Below are 17,456 nucleotides of genomic sequence, written 5' to 3'. Positions count from 1 at the left end.
GCTACAGTAGCCACCAATTCGGGAAAATCATCCTCCATTTTCAGCCGCAGTTGAAACTTATTTCATATGTCTGGTTCGGAACCATGCAGGGAGCTCGACCCGCACAATCGAGTACTTCACCAGCGACGTCGGACATTTCGCTCACAAGCGCGTGCCAGGAGACCGAGGTGGCACTGACACTCTTCGTGAGGTTCAAACTCCAGACGCGTCGCCGACCGCCTCACCGAACTCCACGAAGACGCCGCCACGTCCTCCGAGGCCGAGTCTGCGACCGGATTGAGGCCGCCGCCGGCGCCCCCGAGCGCGTCTCAGGTGTAGCAGATGCCGGAGCCACCGGCATCCCTCCACACCAGCGGCGGAGCGCGCCCTACCGCACCGGCGACCCCAGAATGACCCGCAGGTCCGCCGCGTTGGCTTCGGTGATCTTCCACAACTCCTGCTGCCTGCCGTGTACGTCGGCGACCGTCGCCGCGTGGTCGGACAGCAGGTCCGCGGCGCGCTCGACCAGCAGGGAGCCGAGGTTCTTCTCGTGGACGGAGACGCCCCACTCCGGGCGTTCGATGTCCGCCAGGAAGTACGCCATCTTCGGGTGCGAGATCAGGCTGATGATGGGCGTGCCGCAGCCGAACGGGATCATGCCCGCGTGGCCGCGCGCGCCGATGACCAGCTTCGTCCGCGCGTAGGTGTCGCGGATCTCGTCGTTCTCGAAGTCGTACATCGGGATGACCGGCAGCGAGATGCCGTGCTCGCGCCGCAGGTCGAAGGCGATCTTCTCGTCGTCCAGGGAGTGTGCGACACACTGCACCTCGGCGTACGCGCCCAGGCCCCGTACCGCCTTCGCCATCTCGGCCAGGAAGTGTGCGTAGTCGTGGCCAAAGCGCAGGCCGGCGCGGTCGTACGCGGCGTTGATGAGGATCGTGTCCTCGCGCGACGCCGGGTCGGTCCAGCCCTCGACGAGCTGCCGGGTGACGGTGGTGGGGCAGGGCTGGAAGCGGACCCGGTCGTGGAGCGAGTCGGGCAGCAGCGCGCGGACCTTCGCGATGGAGCCGTGGTTGCGCAGCCCGAAGAACGAGGAGCGTTCCACGAGTTGGCGCAGGCTGGAGTTGAAGCGCTCGGCCCGGTAGGACTGACCGTCGAAGGCGTTGAAGCCGACGGCGTAGACCATGATCGGCACATCGATCCGGTTGAGATGCGCGTCCGGGACGTTCCACTGCCAGGCGCTGTTGCCGTTGGGCGCGGTGTCCGGGATGAAGAGCCCGCCGCCGCCGATGACCAGCCCGCGCCGGGCGTTGACGCGCTCCAGCGCGGCCTCGTCGAAGAGGCGGTGCGCGTGGACGGAGTGCCAGCGGCGCGCCCCGGTGTCGGGGCCGAAGGTCAGCCGTACGGACTCGGGCAGCAGCTTGTCGCCCGCGTTGCCCTGCTGCGGCATGTAGAAGGCCACATGGGCGAGTTGCTCGTCCGCCGAGCCCTCGCGGGGGCCGGGAACACTGCCCGCCGTACGCAGCCGCATCAGCCTCGCGGACCGGTGGCTCGGGTCGACGGTGAGCCCGTCGGTGGCGTACGCGTGCGCCGTGGCGTCGTCGCCGTGGACCCAGGCGATCTGCGCGAGCCGGGAGAAGGCGGTGGCCGCGCGGTTGGGCGCTGCGGTCGCCAGCAGCAGCTGCGCCTCCGCCTCGTCGTACCGGGAGACGCTCATCAGCGCGTGCCCGTACACCTCGTGCGGCCACGCCGAGTCGACAGGGATCCGGACGGATTCGAGGATGTCGACCGCCTGCTGGAACTCGCCGGCGCCGATGTGCGCGAGCGCGAGCCTGCGGGCGGTGTCGACCTCGCCGGTGCGGTGGACGTGCGGGGTGCCGTAGTGCACGAGCAGATCGTGGTGCGCGTTGCCCGAACCGCCGGAGCGCTGGACGTACGCGGCCCGGAACTCGTTGTCGGACATCTCGAACTCGCGCCACCGCTCCTCGGCCTGCGCGTAGCCGGCCTCGCCGCCGAGCCAGGGCTTGTGGCGCCCGGTGAAGTGCAGGATCGCGGTGTCGTCGGGGACGGGCTGGTCGCCGGAGAGCCGCCGCTTCACGAAGTTGTAGCGGTTGTCGAGCCGGCGGAAGTCGCCGTCGAGCACGGCGTTCAGGATGCCCTGGTCGTGCTTGTCCAGCTCGTAGTCACCACTGCGGCCGGTCGCGTCGATCCGCGCGCAGAACTCGTCCGTCAGATACTCGCGCTGGATGACCAGCAGACCGCTGTTGAGCTTGTGCTGCCCGTAGAAGAACTGCGGTACGGCGGCCAGCCCCTCGCGCAGTGTCAGCAGCTCGCTCAGGTCGCCGAGGACGACCATGTCGGTGTCGAGTGTGATGACGGTGTCGTAGTCCCTGATCCGGAACACGTCGAGGATGAAGTACGCCTTGCGCACCAGGTAGTTGTCCTGGTCACCCTTGGCGTACGTGTCGTAGCGGGCCGCGTCGACCCGGCGCAGCTCGATGCGCGGGTGCAGGGCGCGGATACGGGCGACGGAGGAGGGGCGCAGCCCGTCGTGGAGGACGAGGAAGTCCTCGCACACCTTCGGGTTGGTGAGCGCGAGGCTGCGCAGCAGCGCCAGGAAGCCGGGCAGGTAGTTCTCGTCGACGAAGCTCGCGAAGGCGATGCGTCGCTTGCCGGTGAGCGCGCGGGCGGAGGCGGAGGCGGCGTCGGAAGCGGCGTCGGAAGCGGCGTCGGAAGCGCCGACGGACGGCGAAATGGCCTCCGGGGCAAGGCGGTCTACGGTCATCGCAGGGATATCCTCGTGTCGGTCACGCTCTGGGCGCGTTCCATGACCCACGCCTTCTCGCTGGTGTATTCGTGCACGGAGGTGATGGGCATCTTCATCGCCTCCTGGATGCGGTACGCGCCGCTCTCGTAGAAGTCGAAGCCGATCAGGTCGAGCTTCGGGCTGACGTCCAGGAAGTCCAGCAGCCAGAGCATGTTGAAGCCGCTGGTGGGGATGGCGGGCCAGGCGGACGCGCCGATCCGGCCGATGTTCCGCAGCGGCCAGCGCAGCGACTCGTCGCCGAGGTACGTCTGGGCGCCCGGCACCAGCCGGTTGCGCAGGGAGTACTTCCAGTCGCCGGAGATTCCGCCGAACACGAGCCGGATCGGGACGTGTTGGTCCCAGTTGAAGCCGTGCTTGTGGATGGAGACGTGGATGTCGGTACGGCGGCCGGTGGCCGGTGCGTCGATACGGTACGAGTTGAAGCGGACGACGAGGTCGTACGCGTCGATCTCGGGCCCGAGCGAACTGCGGCCCACGCTCTGGGAGTTGGCGATCAGGCAGATCGACTTGCCGGCGATCTTGTTGCGGAACTCGCCGAGGCTGATCCACTCGACCCCGCCGAAGACCGGGTCGGAGATCGGGCCGCGCATCCGGTTGCGCCGCATCTCGGCGTAGAGGCCGACGAGTTCGCGCAGCGTCGAGGCGTCGCCCGACTGCGCGGCGATCCGCAGGTCCAGGAAGTGGCCGATGGCCTCCTGGAGGTCGGGCAGCGCGACGGTGGTGTCGCGGGCCATCGCGAGCAGCGCGCCGACCAGCCGGGCCTCGGCACCGGCCGTGTCGCCGAGGTCGTGCAGCGCGAGGCCCTGGGCCCAGACGTCGGTGGCGGGCCCGGCGGCGAACGGCGCGGCGCCGGGCGTCTCGCGCTCCAGCAGCGCCAGCAGCTGCCGGCCGCGCTCACGGCCGATCCGCAGCCCGGCGTTCTTCGCGGCGACCCCGAACCCGTCGTCCTCGGTGAGCGCGAGGTAACGGTCGTACGCGTCGATCGTGCCGGCCTCGTCGCCGAGCGCCTCCAGCGTCCTGGCGCGCAGCCGCCAGCCGGCGCGGGAGCCCTTGCGGTGGGTCAGCACGGTGTCGGTGATGAGCAGCGCGAGCTTCAGCTCGTCGTCGTAACCGCAGTCCAGCGCCTTGTTGCCGACCGCGAGCAGCGCGTCGAGCAGATCGCCGTCGACGGTGGACCGGGGACCGGTGGCGCGCCGCAGCAGGGTGGCGGCGCGCGCGGGCGCCGAGGGCTGCTCGGTGACGGCGTGCACGGCGAGCAGCTGCCGCAGCTTCTCGGCCAGCTCGACCCGCCTGCGGCCGAGCGTCCCGACCAGCTTCCCGCTGTGCGCGGCGCAGGCGCGGACGCACTCGTCGAGCCCGGCGGGACCGATCCGGACCTCCGGCACACCCACTTCGTGCGTTTTGGCCGCACTGTCACCGTTTAGCGGCATCGGCCATCGATTGCGGCCCATTGTCATGCTTCTCCAAGCGTCTGCCCCGCGAACGGTAGGCGGGGGGCAAAACGCTAGTAAAGGCAGACGACTTGGAGGTGAACCGGATTCATCGGGCGGGGAAACGCGCGGGTCAGTCGGTGAAGGTCCTGGGGGCAAAGGCGTGTTCGATCCCCGCGACAACGGCAGCGAGCCCCGCCTCGAACCCCGCCCCGCGGTCCCGGAACAGCTCCTCCCCCGCCGCCGCGGCCAGCGGATACGCCGCGAGCCGCTCGGCCCGCGCGGCGAGGTCGTACGGCTCGACGGGCGGCCCGGCGGGCGGCACCTCGGGCGGCACCTCGGGATCGGCGACCTCGGCATCGGCCGCGTCCGGCCCCATCGCCTGCTCCTCGGTGACGTACCCGATGGTGTAGCTGTACGCGGTGAACCAGGCGCGGGCGGCGGCGCGCGCGGTGAAACCGGCGTCGGTGAAGGTGCGCAGATAGGCGTCCATGGAGACCGCGTACGTGATGTCCGTGAAGTGCGTACCGCTGTAGACCTTGGCGCCGTCGCGGTAGCGCAGCAGCTCGGCACGGAGTCCGCGCATGCTGTGCGCGAGCCCGGCCCGCCAGTCGGGATCGGGCGCGGCGGGCGCCGCGGCGGTCGCGCGCCGGAGCATCTCGGTCGCCATCTCGTCCAGCAGCGCCTGCTTGTCCTTGAAGTGCCAGTAGAGGGCGGGCGCCTTGACGTCCAGCCGCCCCGCGATGGCGCGCAGGGACAGCCCGTCGAGCCCGACCTCGTTCAGCACGTCGAGCGCGGTACGGGCGACCAGCCCGCGGTCCAGTCGTGTCACAGCCACCTTGACAATTTAACAGCGATAAGTGCAGTCTCGAAACCATGGAACTTAACGACGTTAAGGAAACGGTCCGGGACGTTCTCGTCGTGGGCGCGGGCGCGGCCGGCCTGGCACTCGCCTGCGATCTGCGCCGACGCGGGGTGGACGTACAGGTGGTGGAGCGGGCGGAAGGGCTCTTCCCCGGCTCGCGCGGCAAGAGCATCCAGCCCCGCACCCAGGAGGTGCTGGACGATCTCGGGGTGATCGCGGAGGTCCGCGCACTGGGCGGCCCCGCGCCGGTCGGCATGGTCTGGGAGAACGGCGTACGGCAGGGCGAGCACCGGCTGTTCGAGGACCAGACGGCGACCGCGGCCGAGCCGTACACCGGCCCGTGGCTGCTGCCGCAGTGGCGGACGCAGGAGATCCTGTACGCGCGGCTGCTGGACCTGGGCGGCAGCGTCACGTTCGGTACGGCACTGACGGGCCTTGCGCAGGACGCGGACGGCGTGACGGCAGAGCTGACGCGGGCAGGCGGGGACGGGGGCGAGGGCGCGGGCGGGGGCGCGAGGTCCCTCCGTACGGCCTATGCCGTAGCGGCCGACGGAGGCCGCAGTACGGTGCGCCGGCTGCTCGGCATCGGCATGACGGGCGAGAGCGTCGATCCGGCGCCGATGCTGGTCGCGGACGTACGCGTCCCCGCGCTGGACCGGCTGAACTGGCACATCTTCCCGGCCGCCGGAGGCACGTTCACGACCCTGTGCCCGCTGCCGGGGACACCGGACTTCCAGCTGGTCGCCAACTTCGCCCCCGACCAGGCGCCGGACACCACCCCCGAGGGGGTACGGGCGCTCGTCGCGGCCCGTACGCACCTCACGGCCGACGACGTCACCGAGGTGCGCCGGGCGTCGGACTTCCGGCCGCGCGCCGCGCTCGCGGACCGGTTCCGCGACGGCCGGGTCTTCCTCGCGGGCGACGCGGCCCACGTCCACTCCCCGGCCGGCGGCCAGGGCCTCAACACCAGCGTCCAGGACGCGTACAACCTGGGCTGGAAGCTCGGCCAGACGCTGCGGCACGGAGCGGACCCCGCGCTGCTCGACTCGTACGAGGAGGAGCGGCGGCCCATCGCGGCGGACATGCTCGGCCTGTCGACCCGGATCCACCGGGGCGAGGCCCGCAGGGGCGCGGAGACGCGCCAGCTCGGCCTCGGCTACCGGGGCGGCCCGCTCGCCACGGGCACGGCGGGCGCCCTGCACGCCGGGGACCGCGCCCCCGACGGCCCCCTCCCGGACGGCACCACGATCTTCGACGCCCTGCGCGGCCCCCACTTCACCCTGCTGACGGTGGCCACGAACGCCGAACTCCCGCCGCTGGACGGGCGGTTGGTGCGACGGTACGAGGTCGACGCGTACGAGCCGTACGGCAAGGGCCTCTTCCTGATCCGACCGGACGGCTATGTGGGCTGGGCGGGCGAGGACGCGAGGGGCCTGCGGGAGTGGTTGCGGGCGGTCGGCGCCGACACCACCGGCCACCGACCGTAGCCGGAGGCGCACGATCCGTACACTCTCCGTCACGGATCGGATGTCCACGGAGGATCGGAGAAACAGCCATGAAAGCGAACAAGGGCGACCGTCTCGTCACCCACGGCCGGGTGGTCGGGGAGCACGACCGGGAAGTGGAGATCGTCGAGGTGCTGGGCCCGGAGGGGACGCCGCCGTTCCGGGTTCGGGCGGAGAACGGCCACGAGTCGATCGTGTCCCCGGACCCGGACAGCGAACTGAGGCCGCACCGGGACGGGGAGTAGCGAACCGGCCGGGGCCGGGCACCGCGCGGCGATTCGCGCGGTGCCCGGCGCCGTAGGGGATACGGCACTACGGCGTGACGAAGGTGATCCGGCCCGCCGCCGGCACCGGGGCCGGGTTGTCGGCCGAGGTGGTGGTCTCCAGGTACGAGACGAGCGCGTCGAGGTCGGTGATGTCGCCGGCCTCGCGCGTCGCGATCTCGCCGAAGACGTCGAAGTCGTTCCCGCCATTGGCGAGGAACTCGTTGACCGCGACCTTGTACGTCGCCGCCGGATCCAGCGGCTGCCCGTTCAGCCGGATCGTGTCGACGAGCAGCCGGTCGGCGCCGGACTTGCTCATGTCGACGGAGTAGCTCAGCTCCTTCGACAGCTGAAGGAAGCGCGGAGCCGCCTCGTTGGCGCCGCTGAGCTGCTGCTTGAGCGCGGTGCGGATCTGCTCCCCGGTGATGGGCAGCACCCACAGCGCGTTGGCGAACGGCTGGACGCGGTAGGCGTCCGCGTACGTGACCACGCCCCCGTCCTTGTAGATGAGGTCGGCCCGCATACTGCCCGGGTTGGTCAGCGCGAAGTCGGCGCCGTAACCACGGCCCGCCGCGGCCTGGGCATCGGTGATGAGGCTGCCGAGCGGCGTCTCGGGGGCGGTGGAACCGCGGCCCGGCATATCGCCCGCGATATGGCCGACGACCCGGTTGGCCTGCGTCTCGGACCGGCCGCGCCAGATGTCGATCAGCTTCGACATGGCGGGCTGCTGGGTGGTGGTGACGGGCACGGGACGGTGCTGGGCCCGTACCGTACTGCGCAGGATCTCGCCCTTGGCGTTCAGGTCGAAGCGCAGATCGGTGAAGGAGCGGCCGAACGAGTCGGCCTGCGTGACCATCCGCCGCTTGCCGGCCGGGTCCAGGACCGTGCACTCGAACGAGTCGTGCGAGTGCCCGCTGACCACCAGCCCGACGGCGGTCGGCACCTTCTGCGCGATCTCCTTGATCCGCCCCTTCAGCTTGGCGCCGGGCCCGCCCTCGTCGCAGTTGGTCCCGGCGACGCCGTTGACACTCTCGCCCTCGTGGATCAGCAGCACCTGCGCGCGGACGCCCTGCTTGGTCAGTTCCTTCGAGTACTTCTCGATGACCGGGATCTCGTCGTGGAACTCCAGATCGCGGACCATCGACGCGTTGATGACGGTCGGCGCGGTCTTGGTCACGATGCCGATGAACCCGATCTTCTGCCCGGTGGGCAGGGTCGAGACGCTGTACGGCTTGAGCAGCGGCGTTTCACTGCCGCGCGCGGTCACATTGCCCCCGAGATACGGGAACCCGGCCCCGGCGTACGGCGCGTCCGGCGCGCAGCCGTCCGTCGGATGGCAGCCACCGTCGACCATGCGCCGCAGCTCCGTCGGCCCCTCGTCGAACTCGTGGTTGCCGACCGACGACGCGACGACCCCCAGCTCTTCGAGCGCGGCGACGGTCGGCTCGTCGTGGAAGATCGCCGACAGCAGCGGACTCCCGCCGATCATGTCACCGGCCGCCACGGTCAGGGTGTTCGTCTGCCCGGCCCGCGCCTCGTCCAGCAGAGTCGCCATCTGCGCCAGGCCGCCCGCCTGAAGGGGCGTACCACGGTGGGTGATACGGCCCGCCGCGCCGTCGACGGGTTCGAGGTTGCCGTGCAGGTCGTTGAGGGAGAGGAGTTGTACGGGGACACGGTCGGCGGCACGGTCCACGGCACTGGCGACGGCACTGGCGGGCGAGGGCGCCGCCGTCTGGAGGCCGAGGAGCGCGGTGGCGGCGGCGAGGGCGCCGATGGCCACGGTGCCGCGCGAACGAAGTCTGAGTAAACGGGTATTTGTCACGCACGAGATCCTATGGAGCCCTTTTGACCCCAGTGGCTCACGACACACCCCGGCGAAATGCGAGTGCGCCGGTCGCGCAGGTTGCGTAAAGCTGCGTCGATGAGCGCCCGAACCTTCCCGACACCGTCCGAACAGGCCCTCCACCACGTCGCGGAGCAGTCGTCCGGCAGCCCTGTGAATGCGGCGCTGCGCACCACGCTCAACTTCCATCCGGACCGCCTGGTACGAGGCGAACCGATCCTGGACGCTCTGGCCGAAGACGGCGTGTACCGCTCGCAGTTCGTCACCGGCACGAGCAACGGAGGTCTGACCGCCCACCCCGGCGGCGACCGGTGGCGCTGGGAGAGCCGGATCTTCGGCGGCGCGTACGACGAGGCACCGGCGGACGAGCGGCCGGTCTACGGAGCACTGAACTTCCGCCGCAGACCGGTCGGCGCGGCACCACGGTTCGGCTCCGCCCACTTCCGGCTGGCCGCCGAAACGCTGACAAGGACCACGTTCTGCTATCCGGACAGTTGCCTTGAGCCGTCGGCCTTCGGCGTCGCGGCCCGGATGCCGCTGATCGAACTTGCCGAGGCCGACCACCGGGACGCGCTCGACGACTACATCGAGGCGCAGGTACACGGGCCGGTCCGGCTGGATAGCGACGTGGAGGCGGTGGTCCTGGACCCCTGCTACAGGAGTACGGCGGTGGAAGCCTCGGCCCGGCGCCTGCCCTGCCCGGTCGAGTGGCACCCGGGATTCAGCCTCGCGGTCGAGGAGCTACGACGCCATCCCCAGTACCGCGGGCAGGAGTTCATCGACCTGGGCGCGGAGATCGCGACGGACGGTCGGCTCGATCCGGGCACCATCGGGACCGCCGCCCGCACCGGCCGCCACGACGAGCAGGCACTCAAGCGCGTATGGCACTACGTGGCACGCTTCGGCACGCCCCCGAGGCCCACAGCGGAACCGGCGGCACGCCGTGCGCCGCTGGAACGGGAGACGCCGGAACGGCAGACGCTGGAACGGGAGACGATCGCGGCGCCGTCCGCCTGAAGCGCGGCGTTGAAGGCGCGCCAGGCGGTGGGGGCGAGGCGGAGGACGGGGCCGCCGCCGGACTGATCCTTGGAGTCGCGGACGGCGACGGTGCCGGGGATGTTCCGGGCGACCTCGACGCACTCACCGGTCTGCGAGCTGTGGGTGGACTTCACGAAGACGAAGTCGTTCACGAGTACGTCCCCTCAGCACCGCCTACTTGGCACGCGGCGCTGAAGGCGCGCCAGGCGTCGGGGGCAAGACGAAGGATCGGGCCGGACTGATCCTTGGAGTCCCGGACGGCGACGGTGCCGGGTATGTTGTCGGCGAACTCGACGCACTCACCCCCCGACGTGCTGTAACTGGACTTCACGAAGACGAAATCGCTCACGTTTACATCCCTTTGCAGATGCTGTCGATCAGGCTCACCGAACCCTTCGGAGCGAGGCTCAGCCGGGCGGTTCGGTCGAAGAACGTGCTGTACACAGCCCCTTCTTCCTCATTCTCCACCCATACGGTAGAAGCAATCGTGTCGGTGTGGACAACGTCCACCGCCCCAGTCTCCGCAAACGAGATGATGTTGAAGGAGCCCCCGACGCAGGGATGTCCACCTGACTGGAACGGCATCACCTGAAGTCGCACATTGGGCAAGTGAGCCATCTCCAACAAGTGCTCCAACTGGCTCCGCATCACCTCGGGGCCGCCCACCTTCTGACGTAGCGCAGCCTCCCAGACCACCGCGTACACCTCCAGTGGACTCTCACCCGTCAACCGAGCTTGTCGCTTCATCCGTACTTCGACGACGCGCTCAATGTCGTCCGGGTCCTCCCACGTACCATCGCTGACCGCCAGCGCCCGCGCATAGTCAGACGTCTGGAACAGGCCGGGAATCAGCGAAAGCTGCCACGTCCGTACGCGGTGGGCCACGTCCTCCATCGCGATGTACTCCGCCAGTGCGCCCGCTTGTGGCGAGTGTTGCCACCAGCCCTTCGCCTTACGGCGCTCCCGGTCCAGCCTGGCCAGTTCCATCAGCCGGCCCGTGGCCTTGGCATCCGCGCCGTAGAACTCGCACAGCACTCGGATGTCCGGGTCCCGCATGGGCACCCAGCCGCTCTCCATCTTCACAATCTTCGAGTTCGTGGCGTTGATGGCGCCCCCGGCTTGCAGTTGGGTCTTGTCCGCCGTGGTGCGCAGCCGATGCAGCTCCCGCCCCAGCCTGCGTGCAAGGACAGTTGACGCCCTATTGCCCAGTTTCGGTGATCCATTCACATCTCAAGTGTGGCCCCCGAGGTAGCGGCCAGTCGAGCCGCTTCACTCCATGGAGGCAATTGTCTCCGGCGCCCTTGCACCTGAGACTGCCACTTGGCTACGTTCGGTGCGTCGCCGCTCGCACAGCGGAACCACTGGCGGAAGTGCACCGCGCTGCGCTGCGCACAGCCAAACGCCCGGCGCGGCATCGCCACCGCCAGCCCACCAACCCCGGCAGTTCCCCGACCACACACGGAGGCGCGTGTCCATGACCTCGACCCATGAAGCCCATCTGCCCCCGCCGGAAGGCACGTTGCGGGAGGACCGGCTGAACTACACGCCCGTACCGGGCAGTGTGACGCTCGCCCGCCACCGCACGTCCCGGCTGATCACCGAGTGGGGGCACCCCGAACTCGCCTGGGCCACCGGCCTCGTCGTCAGTGAACTCGGCACCAACGCCCTGCTGCACGGATGCCTGCGGGACCGGCTCTTCCAGGTCGCCATCCTGCTCCGGCCCGCCCTCTTCCGTATCGAGGTCAGCGACCCGCGCGGCGAACGCCTCCCCGCCCTCCGGACCGCCGAGGACGGCGAGTGCTTCGGGCGCGGGCTGCCGCTCGTCGTACAGATCACCGACCGCTGGGGCACCGAACCCCGCACCGTCGGGAAGACCGTCTACGCGGAGATCGACCTCACGCCCCCGCCGGCGCGGTGACCGTAACGACCGCCGCCGTGGATGAGCAGACCTTCTGGGGCGTCACCGCCCTCGCCATCAGCTTCACCGTGCTCGTACTCGGCGTGCTCTACGCGGCCAACTCACGGGAGGAAGGGGACAATCGGCCGCCGCCGCCCCTGCCGGTCGAGTCCGAGGAGACGTACTCGTACACCTGTTACTGCCACCGCAACCCCGTGCACATCACCATCCGCGTCCATCAGATCCCCCGCATATTCGGGCGCGGGCGCTGGCTGCCCTGACAAAGGGGGCGTGTGTACGCGGCGTCTGCCCGTACATACACTCCGGGCCATGAAGGTGCTGATTTCCATCGACATGGAGGGCGTCTCGGGGATCGCTCATCCCTCCGAGACGAATCCGGAACGCTACGACTACGAGCGCGGCCGGGCGTTGATGACGGCCGAGGCGAACGCCGTGATCGCCGGTGTCCTGGACGCCAAACCCACCGCCGTGGTGTGGGTCGCCGACTCGCACGGGACGTACCGGAACCTCCTGCCGGAGGAACTCGACCGGCGGGCCAGGCTGGTCCGTGGCAAGCCGCGTCCGCTGGGCATGCTCGGCGGGCTCGACGAACACACCGACGCGGTTCTGTTCGTCGGCTACCACGCGCGGGCCGGTCAGGGGCCGGCCGTACTGGCACACACGATGAGCGACGCCATCCTCGATGTGCGGGTGGCGGGGCGGTCGCTCGGTGAGATCGGGCTCAACGCCGCGATGGCGGGGCATGTGGGGGTGCCGGTTGTGATGCTCAGCGGCGACGACACCGCCTGCGCGGAACTGCGGGAGCTGGTCCCGGACGCGGTCACCGTCGCGGTCAAGGAGTCTCTGGGACAGGCTGCCGCCGTCACCCTCCACCCCGAAGAGGCACGGGAGCGCCTGCGGCGGGCGGCTGCCGAGGCCGTCGCGGGGCGGGCGCGGGTCGCGCCGCTGGATCTGGCCGGACCGCTTGATGTCGAGGTCGACCTCTACGGCCCGTACATGGTCGATCTCGCGACCCTCGTGCCCGGTGTGTCACGCGCCAAGGGCGACGGCCGTACGGTCGCCTTCACGGCCGCCGACTTCGCCGAGGCGTACCGGCTGGTCGTACTGCTCGTACAGCTCGCCTCCATCAAGCCCGGCTAGACCGCACGGGGCGGGGCGGGCGAAGCGGGACACTCTGATCTTCGTCATGGTTGGACTTTCATTTCGTTGTGCGCACCGCACCACACCACACCACAGCGAATGCGCGGACGCCGATTCATACCTCTTGCAGCCCCGCGCGTCCGTCGACGAGGAGGAAGGCACGAGGGGGAAGTCACGAGGGGGGAGGGGATCGCCTGGCGGTGCGTGACGTGTCCGTCGATCGCATGCCCGCTGTGCATCCGCCGGCAATAGTGCGCCGGCTCTGATGCTCAATCAAGTCGCTTGTGCAACAGCCCAGTTGTACTTATATGCAACTGGCGAACGGCTTCCGTCCCCCACGATGCGCGAGGCCGCGCCCGATGGAGGGGCCCGGCCGTTTCTGCCGGATTCGGGATTCGGCCCACCACTTCAGCCGCCGTCGCTGCCTGCGGGTCAGAGCAACGCTGAGTGGGGTGGGTCGGTGGCGGAGGTTGTGGGTGTGGGGCCGCCCCCTTCGGCCGTCATTTTCGCGCTTCCGGGCCGGGTATCAAGGGCGCTCCTCCGTCGCGTCGGCTACGCCGATTCCGCTGCGCTCCACCCCTGACACCCAACCCTCCAGCGCAAGTGCGGGAGTGGGGGGGCGGCCGGGGGGTGAGGGGGCCCAGGGGGTCTGCTGTTCTGCTGGTCGGTTCAGGGTCCGGCGGGCGAGTGGGCCCTGCGGGGCTGCGCGGCAGAGGCATGGGGCTGCCGGGCTCGTCTCGGCGGCTGACGGCCGCCTGTCGGCCGGCACTCATGCCCCGCTGATCACTGTTGCGTTGTGGTGCCCGGGAGGTGGGCCGGAGTTGCTGTCCGGCCGGGGCCCTCGGGCCGGTCCGGGGGCTCCGGGCGGTGCCCGGGGGCGGGGAGTGTGACGTTAGAGCCACTTCCGGCACGTCAGACGGCTACAGCGTCGCAGTCTTCAGGATCAAGCACTCCACCCCCACCAATCTGTCCCATATGGGGTGGTTTGGCGGGCGATGGGGAGTCTCTCCGGACGGCACATGTGTCCTGAGGTGCGTTAGACGCCCTTCTGGAGGCAAAGACCGCCTCCAGAAGCCCACTTACCGCCACACCAGTCCCAGCAGACCCTGCCCCCACTCCACGGTCACCAGCGGGGCATGCGTCTCAGCCAACAGCGGACCGTCAGCCGCCGAGCCGGTGTGGGACCACCCCACTCCTCTGCCGCGCAGCCCCGCAGGGCCCACCCGCCCGCCAGACCCTGAGCCGAGTGGCAGGGCATCCGGTCCCCCGGGCAACCCCCTCCCCCCGGCCGCCCCTCCCACACCCGCACTTGCGTCTCCGGGACAGGTGTCAAGGGTGAGCGAAGCGAAATCGGCGAAGCCGACGCGACGCAGGAGCGCCCTTTACACCTGTTCCGGAGACGCGACACTCACAGCAGGAGGGGCGGCCCACCTACCCAACAACCCGCGCCACCCACCCACACCACTCAAAACCGCCCTAACCGGCAGGGCCACCAGCCCGCGGCCCCTGAACCGGCCCCAGAGCGGCAGACCTTCCGGGCCCCCTCACCCCCGGCACCCCCTCACCCCGTACACCCGGCCCGCCTCTCGAAACTGACCCGAACCTGACAACGGCGACTGCGCCCGTTCAAGGAAATTGAGCGTTGATAGCGTTCGTCCCGGGCCGCTCCTCCGTGCCCGCCGCCGTACCCGCCGCCGTGTCAGGCGCAGAGTCGGGCGCAGAGTCGGGCGTCCCGTCACAGCCGAGTCGTCACCCCGCAGACGGGATCAGATATGTCCATCCTCGCCCGCCCCCCGGTGGCCGCCCTCGCCGCCAAGACGTTGCAGCGTCTCCTCGCCCTCGCGCAGCGGCGGTCCGCGTCAAAGGCGCCGGCTCCCGGCCGGTTTCCGGAGTTCCCGGGGCACACCCGGGAGATCGTCATCCCCACCTCGGTCAGCCCCGCCCGGGCCGTCGTCTATCTGCCCGAGGCCCGGAAAGCCGAGGCCAAGGACGCCGCTCCTCCGCCCGTGCACGTCAACTTCCACGGCGGCGGGTTCGTTCTGGGGCATCTGGAGCTGGACGATCCGCTCTGCCGCTACCTCGCCGCCGAGGCGGGCGTCGTGGTGGTCAACGTCGATTATGTGGTGGCACCTCAGTACCCGTTCCCGGCGCCGCCCCGGCAGGTGTTCGAGGTCGTCCAGTGGGTCGCCGCCCACGGCGCCGAGCAGGGCTGGGACGGTGGCCGGCTCACGGTGGGCGGGCAGAGCGCCGGGGGTTCGCTCGCCGCCGCGGCGGCCCGCCAGGCGTTCGAGCAGGGTGGGCCCCCGATCGCGCTCCAGGTTCTGCACTACCCGCCGCTCGACCTGGTGACCGGCGCCAAGGACAAGCCCGCGGCCATCCCCAAGCCGATGCTGCGCCCCTGGATGGGCGAGGTGTTCGACAGCGCGTACGTACCGGACGTACCGCAGCGCGCGGACCGGCTGGTGTCACCCGCGCATCCGCTGGACGACGCGGATCTCAGCGGGATCGCACCGGCCCTGGTGATCACGGCCGAGTACGACCGCCTCCGGGCGGAGGGCCTGCGCTACGCGGAACGGCTCCGCGCGGCGGGGGCGCTGGCCGAGTACCTGGAGGTGTCCGGCGTCGACCACGGCTATGACCTCAAGGAATCCGGCACCGGTGCAGGGACCGAGAACGGCACTGGCACCGGTGCCGAGAAGGCCCGTGAGGTCTACGCGTTGATCGCGCGCCATGTGCGGCGCGCGACCGAGGGCTCCTGATCCGGATACTTCCCAGCGCTCCCCCTTGCCTTCGTATGCACTCCAACTCGTAGCGTTCCCAGGCATGGAGAACAGGACGCTGGGAGACAGCGGCATCAAGGTCAGTGCGCTCGGATTCGGGTGCTGGGCCATCGGCGGCGAGTGGCAGACCCCCGAGGGGAAGCCCCTCGGCTGGGGCGCGGTCGACGACGACGAGTCCGTCGCGGCGATCCGGCGGGCGATGGACCTGGGGATCACCTTCTTCGACACCGCGGACGTGTACGGCACCGGCCACAGCGAGCGCGTGCTCGGGCGCGCGCTCGCGGGCCGGCGGGACGACGTGGTCATCGCCACCAAGTGGGGCAACCTCTTCGACGAGACGACGCGCACGATGGACGGCAGGGACACCTCCGTCGCGTACGCGCGCCGGGCGCTGACCGCCTCGTTGCGGCGGCTGGGCACCGACCGGATCGACGTCTACCAGCTGCACCTGGGCGACACACCACCGGACGAGGCGGCCGAACTGCGCGAAGCCTGCGAGGAGTTCGTACGGGACGGACTGATCCGCGCGTACGCCTGGAGCACCGACGACCCCGAGCGCGCGGCGCTCTTCGCGCAGGGACGGCACTGCGCGGGCGTCCAGCACGCGTGCAATGTGCTGGTGGACGCGCCCGAGATGCTGGAGGTGTGCGAGCGGCGCGGACTCGCGTCCATCGTGCGCAGCCCGCTCGCCATGGGGCTGCTCACCGGCAAGCGGGCGTCGCCCGACCGCGGCGCGGCCGGCGACATCCGTTCGGTGCCGCCGGAGTGGCTGCACTGGTACGACGAGGGCGGCGTGCCCGCGGCGCGGTGGAAGGCGCGCGTCGACGCCGTACGGGACGTGCTGACCGCCGACGGCCGCACGCTCACGCAGGGCGCGCTCGCGTGGCTGTGGGCGCGCAGCCCGCGGACGGTGCCGATCCCCGGCTTCCGTACCGTCGCACAGGCCGAGGAGAACGCCGGGGCCCTCCAGCACGGCCCGCTGTCCGAGGCCCAACTCTCCGAGATCGCCGGGCTGCTCGGGTGACGGACCCCGGAGAGGCCGGTGCCTCCACTGGCGGCCCCTGCCGGCCGGCCTCCCTGACCTAGACGCTGCTCAGCGAGAGCTTGACCGCGAAGCCGAGGAACAGCGCGCCCGCCGCCGTCGTCATGCCCGCCGAGAGCCGCTTGCGGCGGCGGAAGGCGGCGGCGAGGTGGGTGCCGCCGAAGATGAGGGCGGAGAGGTAGAGGGCGCTGGCCAGGTTGGCGACGAGGCCCAGCAGGACGAAGGACAGCGCGGGATACGCGTAATGAGGGTCTACGAACTGAACGAAGAAGGAAATGAAGAACAGGATCGCCTTCGGGTTGAAGAGGCTGATCACCAGGGCCCGGCGGTACGGACGTTCGACGGCGGGTACACCGGTGTCCGTACGGGGCCCGGCCGCGGCACCGGCCGCGGCGCCGAACGTACCCTCGCCCGTACCGTCGGCGGTGGCTTCGGCCGTACCGGCGGCAGGCCCGGCGGCCGTACCGTGGGCCGGCCGCTCGCGCACGGTCCCCTCCCGTACGTTCCCCTCCCGCACGTTTCGCTCCCGCCACAGCGACCACGCCGCGCGGAGCATGCCGATCGCCAGCCAGGTCAGATAGCCGGCGCCGGCGTATTTGACGATGCCGAAGAGCAGCGCGTTCCCCTGGAGCAGCGAGGCGACACCGGCCGCCGAGAGTGCCATCAGGACGGTGTCGCCGCACCAGACGCCCGCGGCGGCGCCGTAGCCGGCGCGTATGCCGCGCCGGGCGGCGACCGAGAGCACATAGAGCGAGTTCGGTCCCGGCAGCAGAATGATCAGTGTGAGGCCGACCAGATACGTCGGCAGATCAGTTACACCCAACAT

15 protein-coding genes and 1 pseudogene are annotated in these 17,456 nt (G+C 70.4%); 8 read left to right on the top strand and 8 right to left on the bottom strand.

Annotated features, from left to right (window positions below):
* Positions 1-367: 367 nt before the first annotated feature.
* The 3 genes from AB0389_RS17355 to AB0389_RS17345 all read right to left on the bottom strand — a co-directional run bounded on the left by AB0389_RS17355 (position 368) and on the right by AB0389_RS17345 (position 5,074).
* Positions 368-2,764 carry a glycosyltransferase gene (locus AB0389_RS17355; RefSeq protein WP_366396254.1) on the bottom strand — a complete coding sequence of 799 codons (2,397 nt, stop codon included), beginning with the start codon at positions 2,762-2,764 and terminating at the stop codon, positions 368-370.
* Complete coding sequence (locus AB0389_RS17350; protein WP_366396253.1) at positions 2,761-4,197, bottom strand: hypothetical protein; 1,437 nt, start codon at positions 4,195-4,197, stop codon at positions 2,761-2,763. The genes AB0389_RS17355 and AB0389_RS17350 overlap by 4 nt, the downstream gene beginning before the upstream one ends.
* 172 nt (positions 4,198-4,369) lie before the next feature.
* Complete coding sequence (locus AB0389_RS17345; protein ID WP_366396252.1) at positions 4,370-5,074, bottom strand: TetR/AcrR family transcriptional regulator C-terminal domain-containing protein; 705 nt, start codon at positions 5,072-5,074, stop codon at positions 4,370-4,372.
* Positions 5,075-5,112: 38 nt separating this feature from the next.
* Between AB0389_RS17345 and AB0389_RS17340 the strand changes: the two genes are divergently transcribed.
* Positions 5,113-6,588 carry an FAD-dependent oxidoreductase gene (locus AB0389_RS17340; protein ID WP_366396251.1) on the top strand — a complete coding sequence of 492 codons (1,476 nt, stop codon included), beginning with the start codon at positions 5,113-5,115 and terminating at the stop codon, positions 6,586-6,588.
* 68 nt (positions 6,589-6,656) lie between these two features.
* Positions 6,657-6,851, top strand: coding sequence for a DUF1918 domain-containing protein (locus tag AB0389_RS17335; RefSeq protein WP_366396250.1), 195 nt, complete (start codon positions 6,657-6,659; stop codon positions 6,849-6,851).
* Between the two features lie 67 nt (positions 6,852-6,918).
* Here the strand turns inward: AB0389_RS17335 and AB0389_RS17330 are convergent, their stop codons facing one another.
* On the bottom strand, positions 6,919-8,691 hold the full coding sequence (locus AB0389_RS17330; protein ID WP_366396249.1) for a bifunctional metallophosphatase/5'-nucleotidase: 1,773 nt from the start codon (positions 8,689-8,691) through the stop codon (positions 6,919-6,921).
* A gap of 99 nt (positions 8,692-8,790) precedes the next feature.
* Between AB0389_RS17330 and AB0389_RS17325 the strand changes: the two genes are divergently transcribed.
* A complete protein-coding gene (locus AB0389_RS17325) occupies positions 8,791-9,729 on the top strand; it encodes a DUF3626 domain-containing protein (protein ID WP_366396248.1) in 939 nt (312 codons plus the stop codon).
* Here AB0389_RS17325 and AB0389_RS17320 read toward each other — a convergent pair.
* The 3 genes and pseudogenes from AB0389_RS17320 to AB0389_RS17310 form a co-directional block, all read right to left on the bottom strand.
* Positions 9,729-9,902 (bottom strand): annotated as a pseudogene (locus AB0389_RS17320) (DUF397 domain-containing protein); the annotation flags it as partial. The gene AB0389_RS17325 and the pseudogene AB0389_RS17320 overlap by 1 nt on opposite strands.
* Positions 9,899-10,099 carry a DUF397 domain-containing protein gene (locus AB0389_RS17315; RefSeq protein ID WP_366396247.1) on the bottom strand — a complete coding sequence of 67 codons (201 nt, stop codon included), beginning with the start codon at positions 10,097-10,099 and terminating at the stop codon, positions 9,899-9,901. The pseudogene AB0389_RS17320 and the gene AB0389_RS17315, both read right to left, overlap by 4 nt.
* Positions 10,100-10,101: 2 nt before the next feature.
* Complete coding sequence (locus AB0389_RS17310; RefSeq protein ID WP_366396246.1) at positions 10,102-10,977, bottom strand: helix-turn-helix transcriptional regulator; 876 nt, start codon at positions 10,975-10,977, stop codon at positions 10,102-10,104.
* A gap of 247 nt (positions 10,978-11,224) precedes the next feature.
* Here AB0389_RS17310 and AB0389_RS17305 point away from each other — a divergent pair, with 247 nt between their 5' ends.
* From AB0389_RS17305 to AB0389_RS17285, 5 genes are all read left to right on the top strand, one after another.
* Positions 11,225-11,668, top strand: a complete 444-nt coding sequence (locus AB0389_RS17305; RefSeq protein ID WP_366396245.1) for an ATP-binding protein — start codon at positions 11,225-11,227, stop codon at positions 11,666-11,668.
* A 17-nt stretch (positions 11,669-11,685) separates the two neighbouring features.
* Positions 11,686-11,928 carry a hypothetical protein gene (locus AB0389_RS17300; protein WP_366396244.1) on the top strand — a complete coding sequence of 81 codons (243 nt, stop codon included), beginning with the start codon at positions 11,686-11,688 and terminating at the stop codon, positions 11,926-11,928.
* 49 nt (positions 11,929-11,977) lie between these two features.
* The gene (locus AB0389_RS17295) at positions 11,978-12,808 is read left to right on the top strand and encodes a M55 family metallopeptidase (protein ID WP_366396243.1); all 831 of its coding nucleotides are present in this window, start codon (positions 11,978-11,980) and stop codon (positions 12,806-12,808) included.
* Between the two features lie 1,772 nt (positions 12,809-14,580).
* Complete coding sequence (locus AB0389_RS17290) at positions 14,581-15,567, top strand: alpha/beta hydrolase (protein WP_366396242.1); 987 nt, start codon at positions 14,581-14,583, stop codon at positions 15,565-15,567.
* 64 nt (positions 15,568-15,631) lie between these two features.
* Positions 15,632-16,612, top strand: a complete 981-nt coding sequence (locus tag AB0389_RS17285) for an aldo/keto reductase (RefSeq protein ID WP_366396241.1) — start codon at positions 15,632-15,634, stop codon at positions 16,610-16,612.
* Positions 16,613-16,670: 58 nt separating this feature from the next.
* Here the strand turns inward: AB0389_RS17285 and AB0389_RS17280 are convergent, their stop codons facing one another.
* Positions 16,671-17,456 (bottom strand): leucine efflux protein, encoded by a 786-nt coding sequence (locus tag AB0389_RS17280; protein ID WP_366396240.1) that lies wholly within the window; start codon positions 17,454-17,456, stop codon positions 16,671-16,673.

Origin of the sequence: Streptomyces sp. NPDC093109 (genome assembly GCF_040701725.1) — a bacterium.
Taxonomy (GTDB): Bacteria; Actinomycetota; Actinomycetes; order Streptomycetales; family Streptomycetaceae; genus Streptomyces.
The sequence above is the reverse complement of the archived record's forward strand: the minus strand, read 5'-3'. Positions and strand labels throughout refer to the sequence as shown.

Excerpts from the sequence above, each read along its gene's own strand:
- AB0389_RS17335 (WP_366396250.1), top strand. The coding sequence starts at position 6,657 with ATGAAAGCGAACAAGGGCGACCGTCTCGTCACCCACGGCCGGGTGGTC.
- AB0389_RS17295 (WP_366396243.1), top strand. The coding sequence starts at position 11,978 with ATGAAGGTGCTGATTTCCATCGACATGGAGGGCGTCTCGGGGATCGCT.
- AB0389_RS17290 (WP_366396242.1), top strand. The coding sequence starts at position 14,581 with ATGTCCATCCTCGCCCGCCCCCCGGTGGCCGCCCTCGCCGCCAAGACG.
- AB0389_RS17305 (WP_366396245.1), top strand. The coding sequence starts at position 11,225 with ATGACCTCGACCCATGAAGCCCATCTGCCCCCGCCGGAAGGCACGTTG.
- AB0389_RS17285 (WP_366396241.1), top strand. The coding sequence starts at position 15,632 with ATGGAGAACAGGACGCTGGGAGACAGCGGCATCAAGGTCAGTGCGCTC.
- AB0389_RS17340 (WP_366396251.1), top strand. The coding sequence starts at position 5,113 with ATGGAACTTAACGACGTTAAGGAAACGGTCCGGGACGTTCTCGTCGTG.
- AB0389_RS17280 (WP_366396240.1), bottom strand. The coding sequence starts at position 17,456 with ATGTTGGGTGTAACTGATCTGCCGACGTATCTGGTCGGCCTCACACTG.
- AB0389_RS17355 (WP_366396254.1), bottom strand. The coding sequence starts at position 2,764 with ATGACCGTAGACCGCCTTGCCCCGGAGGCCATTTCGCCGTCCGTCGGC.
- AB0389_RS17325 (WP_366396248.1), top strand. The coding sequence starts at position 8,791 with ATGAGCGCCCGAACCTTCCCGACACCGTCCGAACAGGCCCTCCACCAC.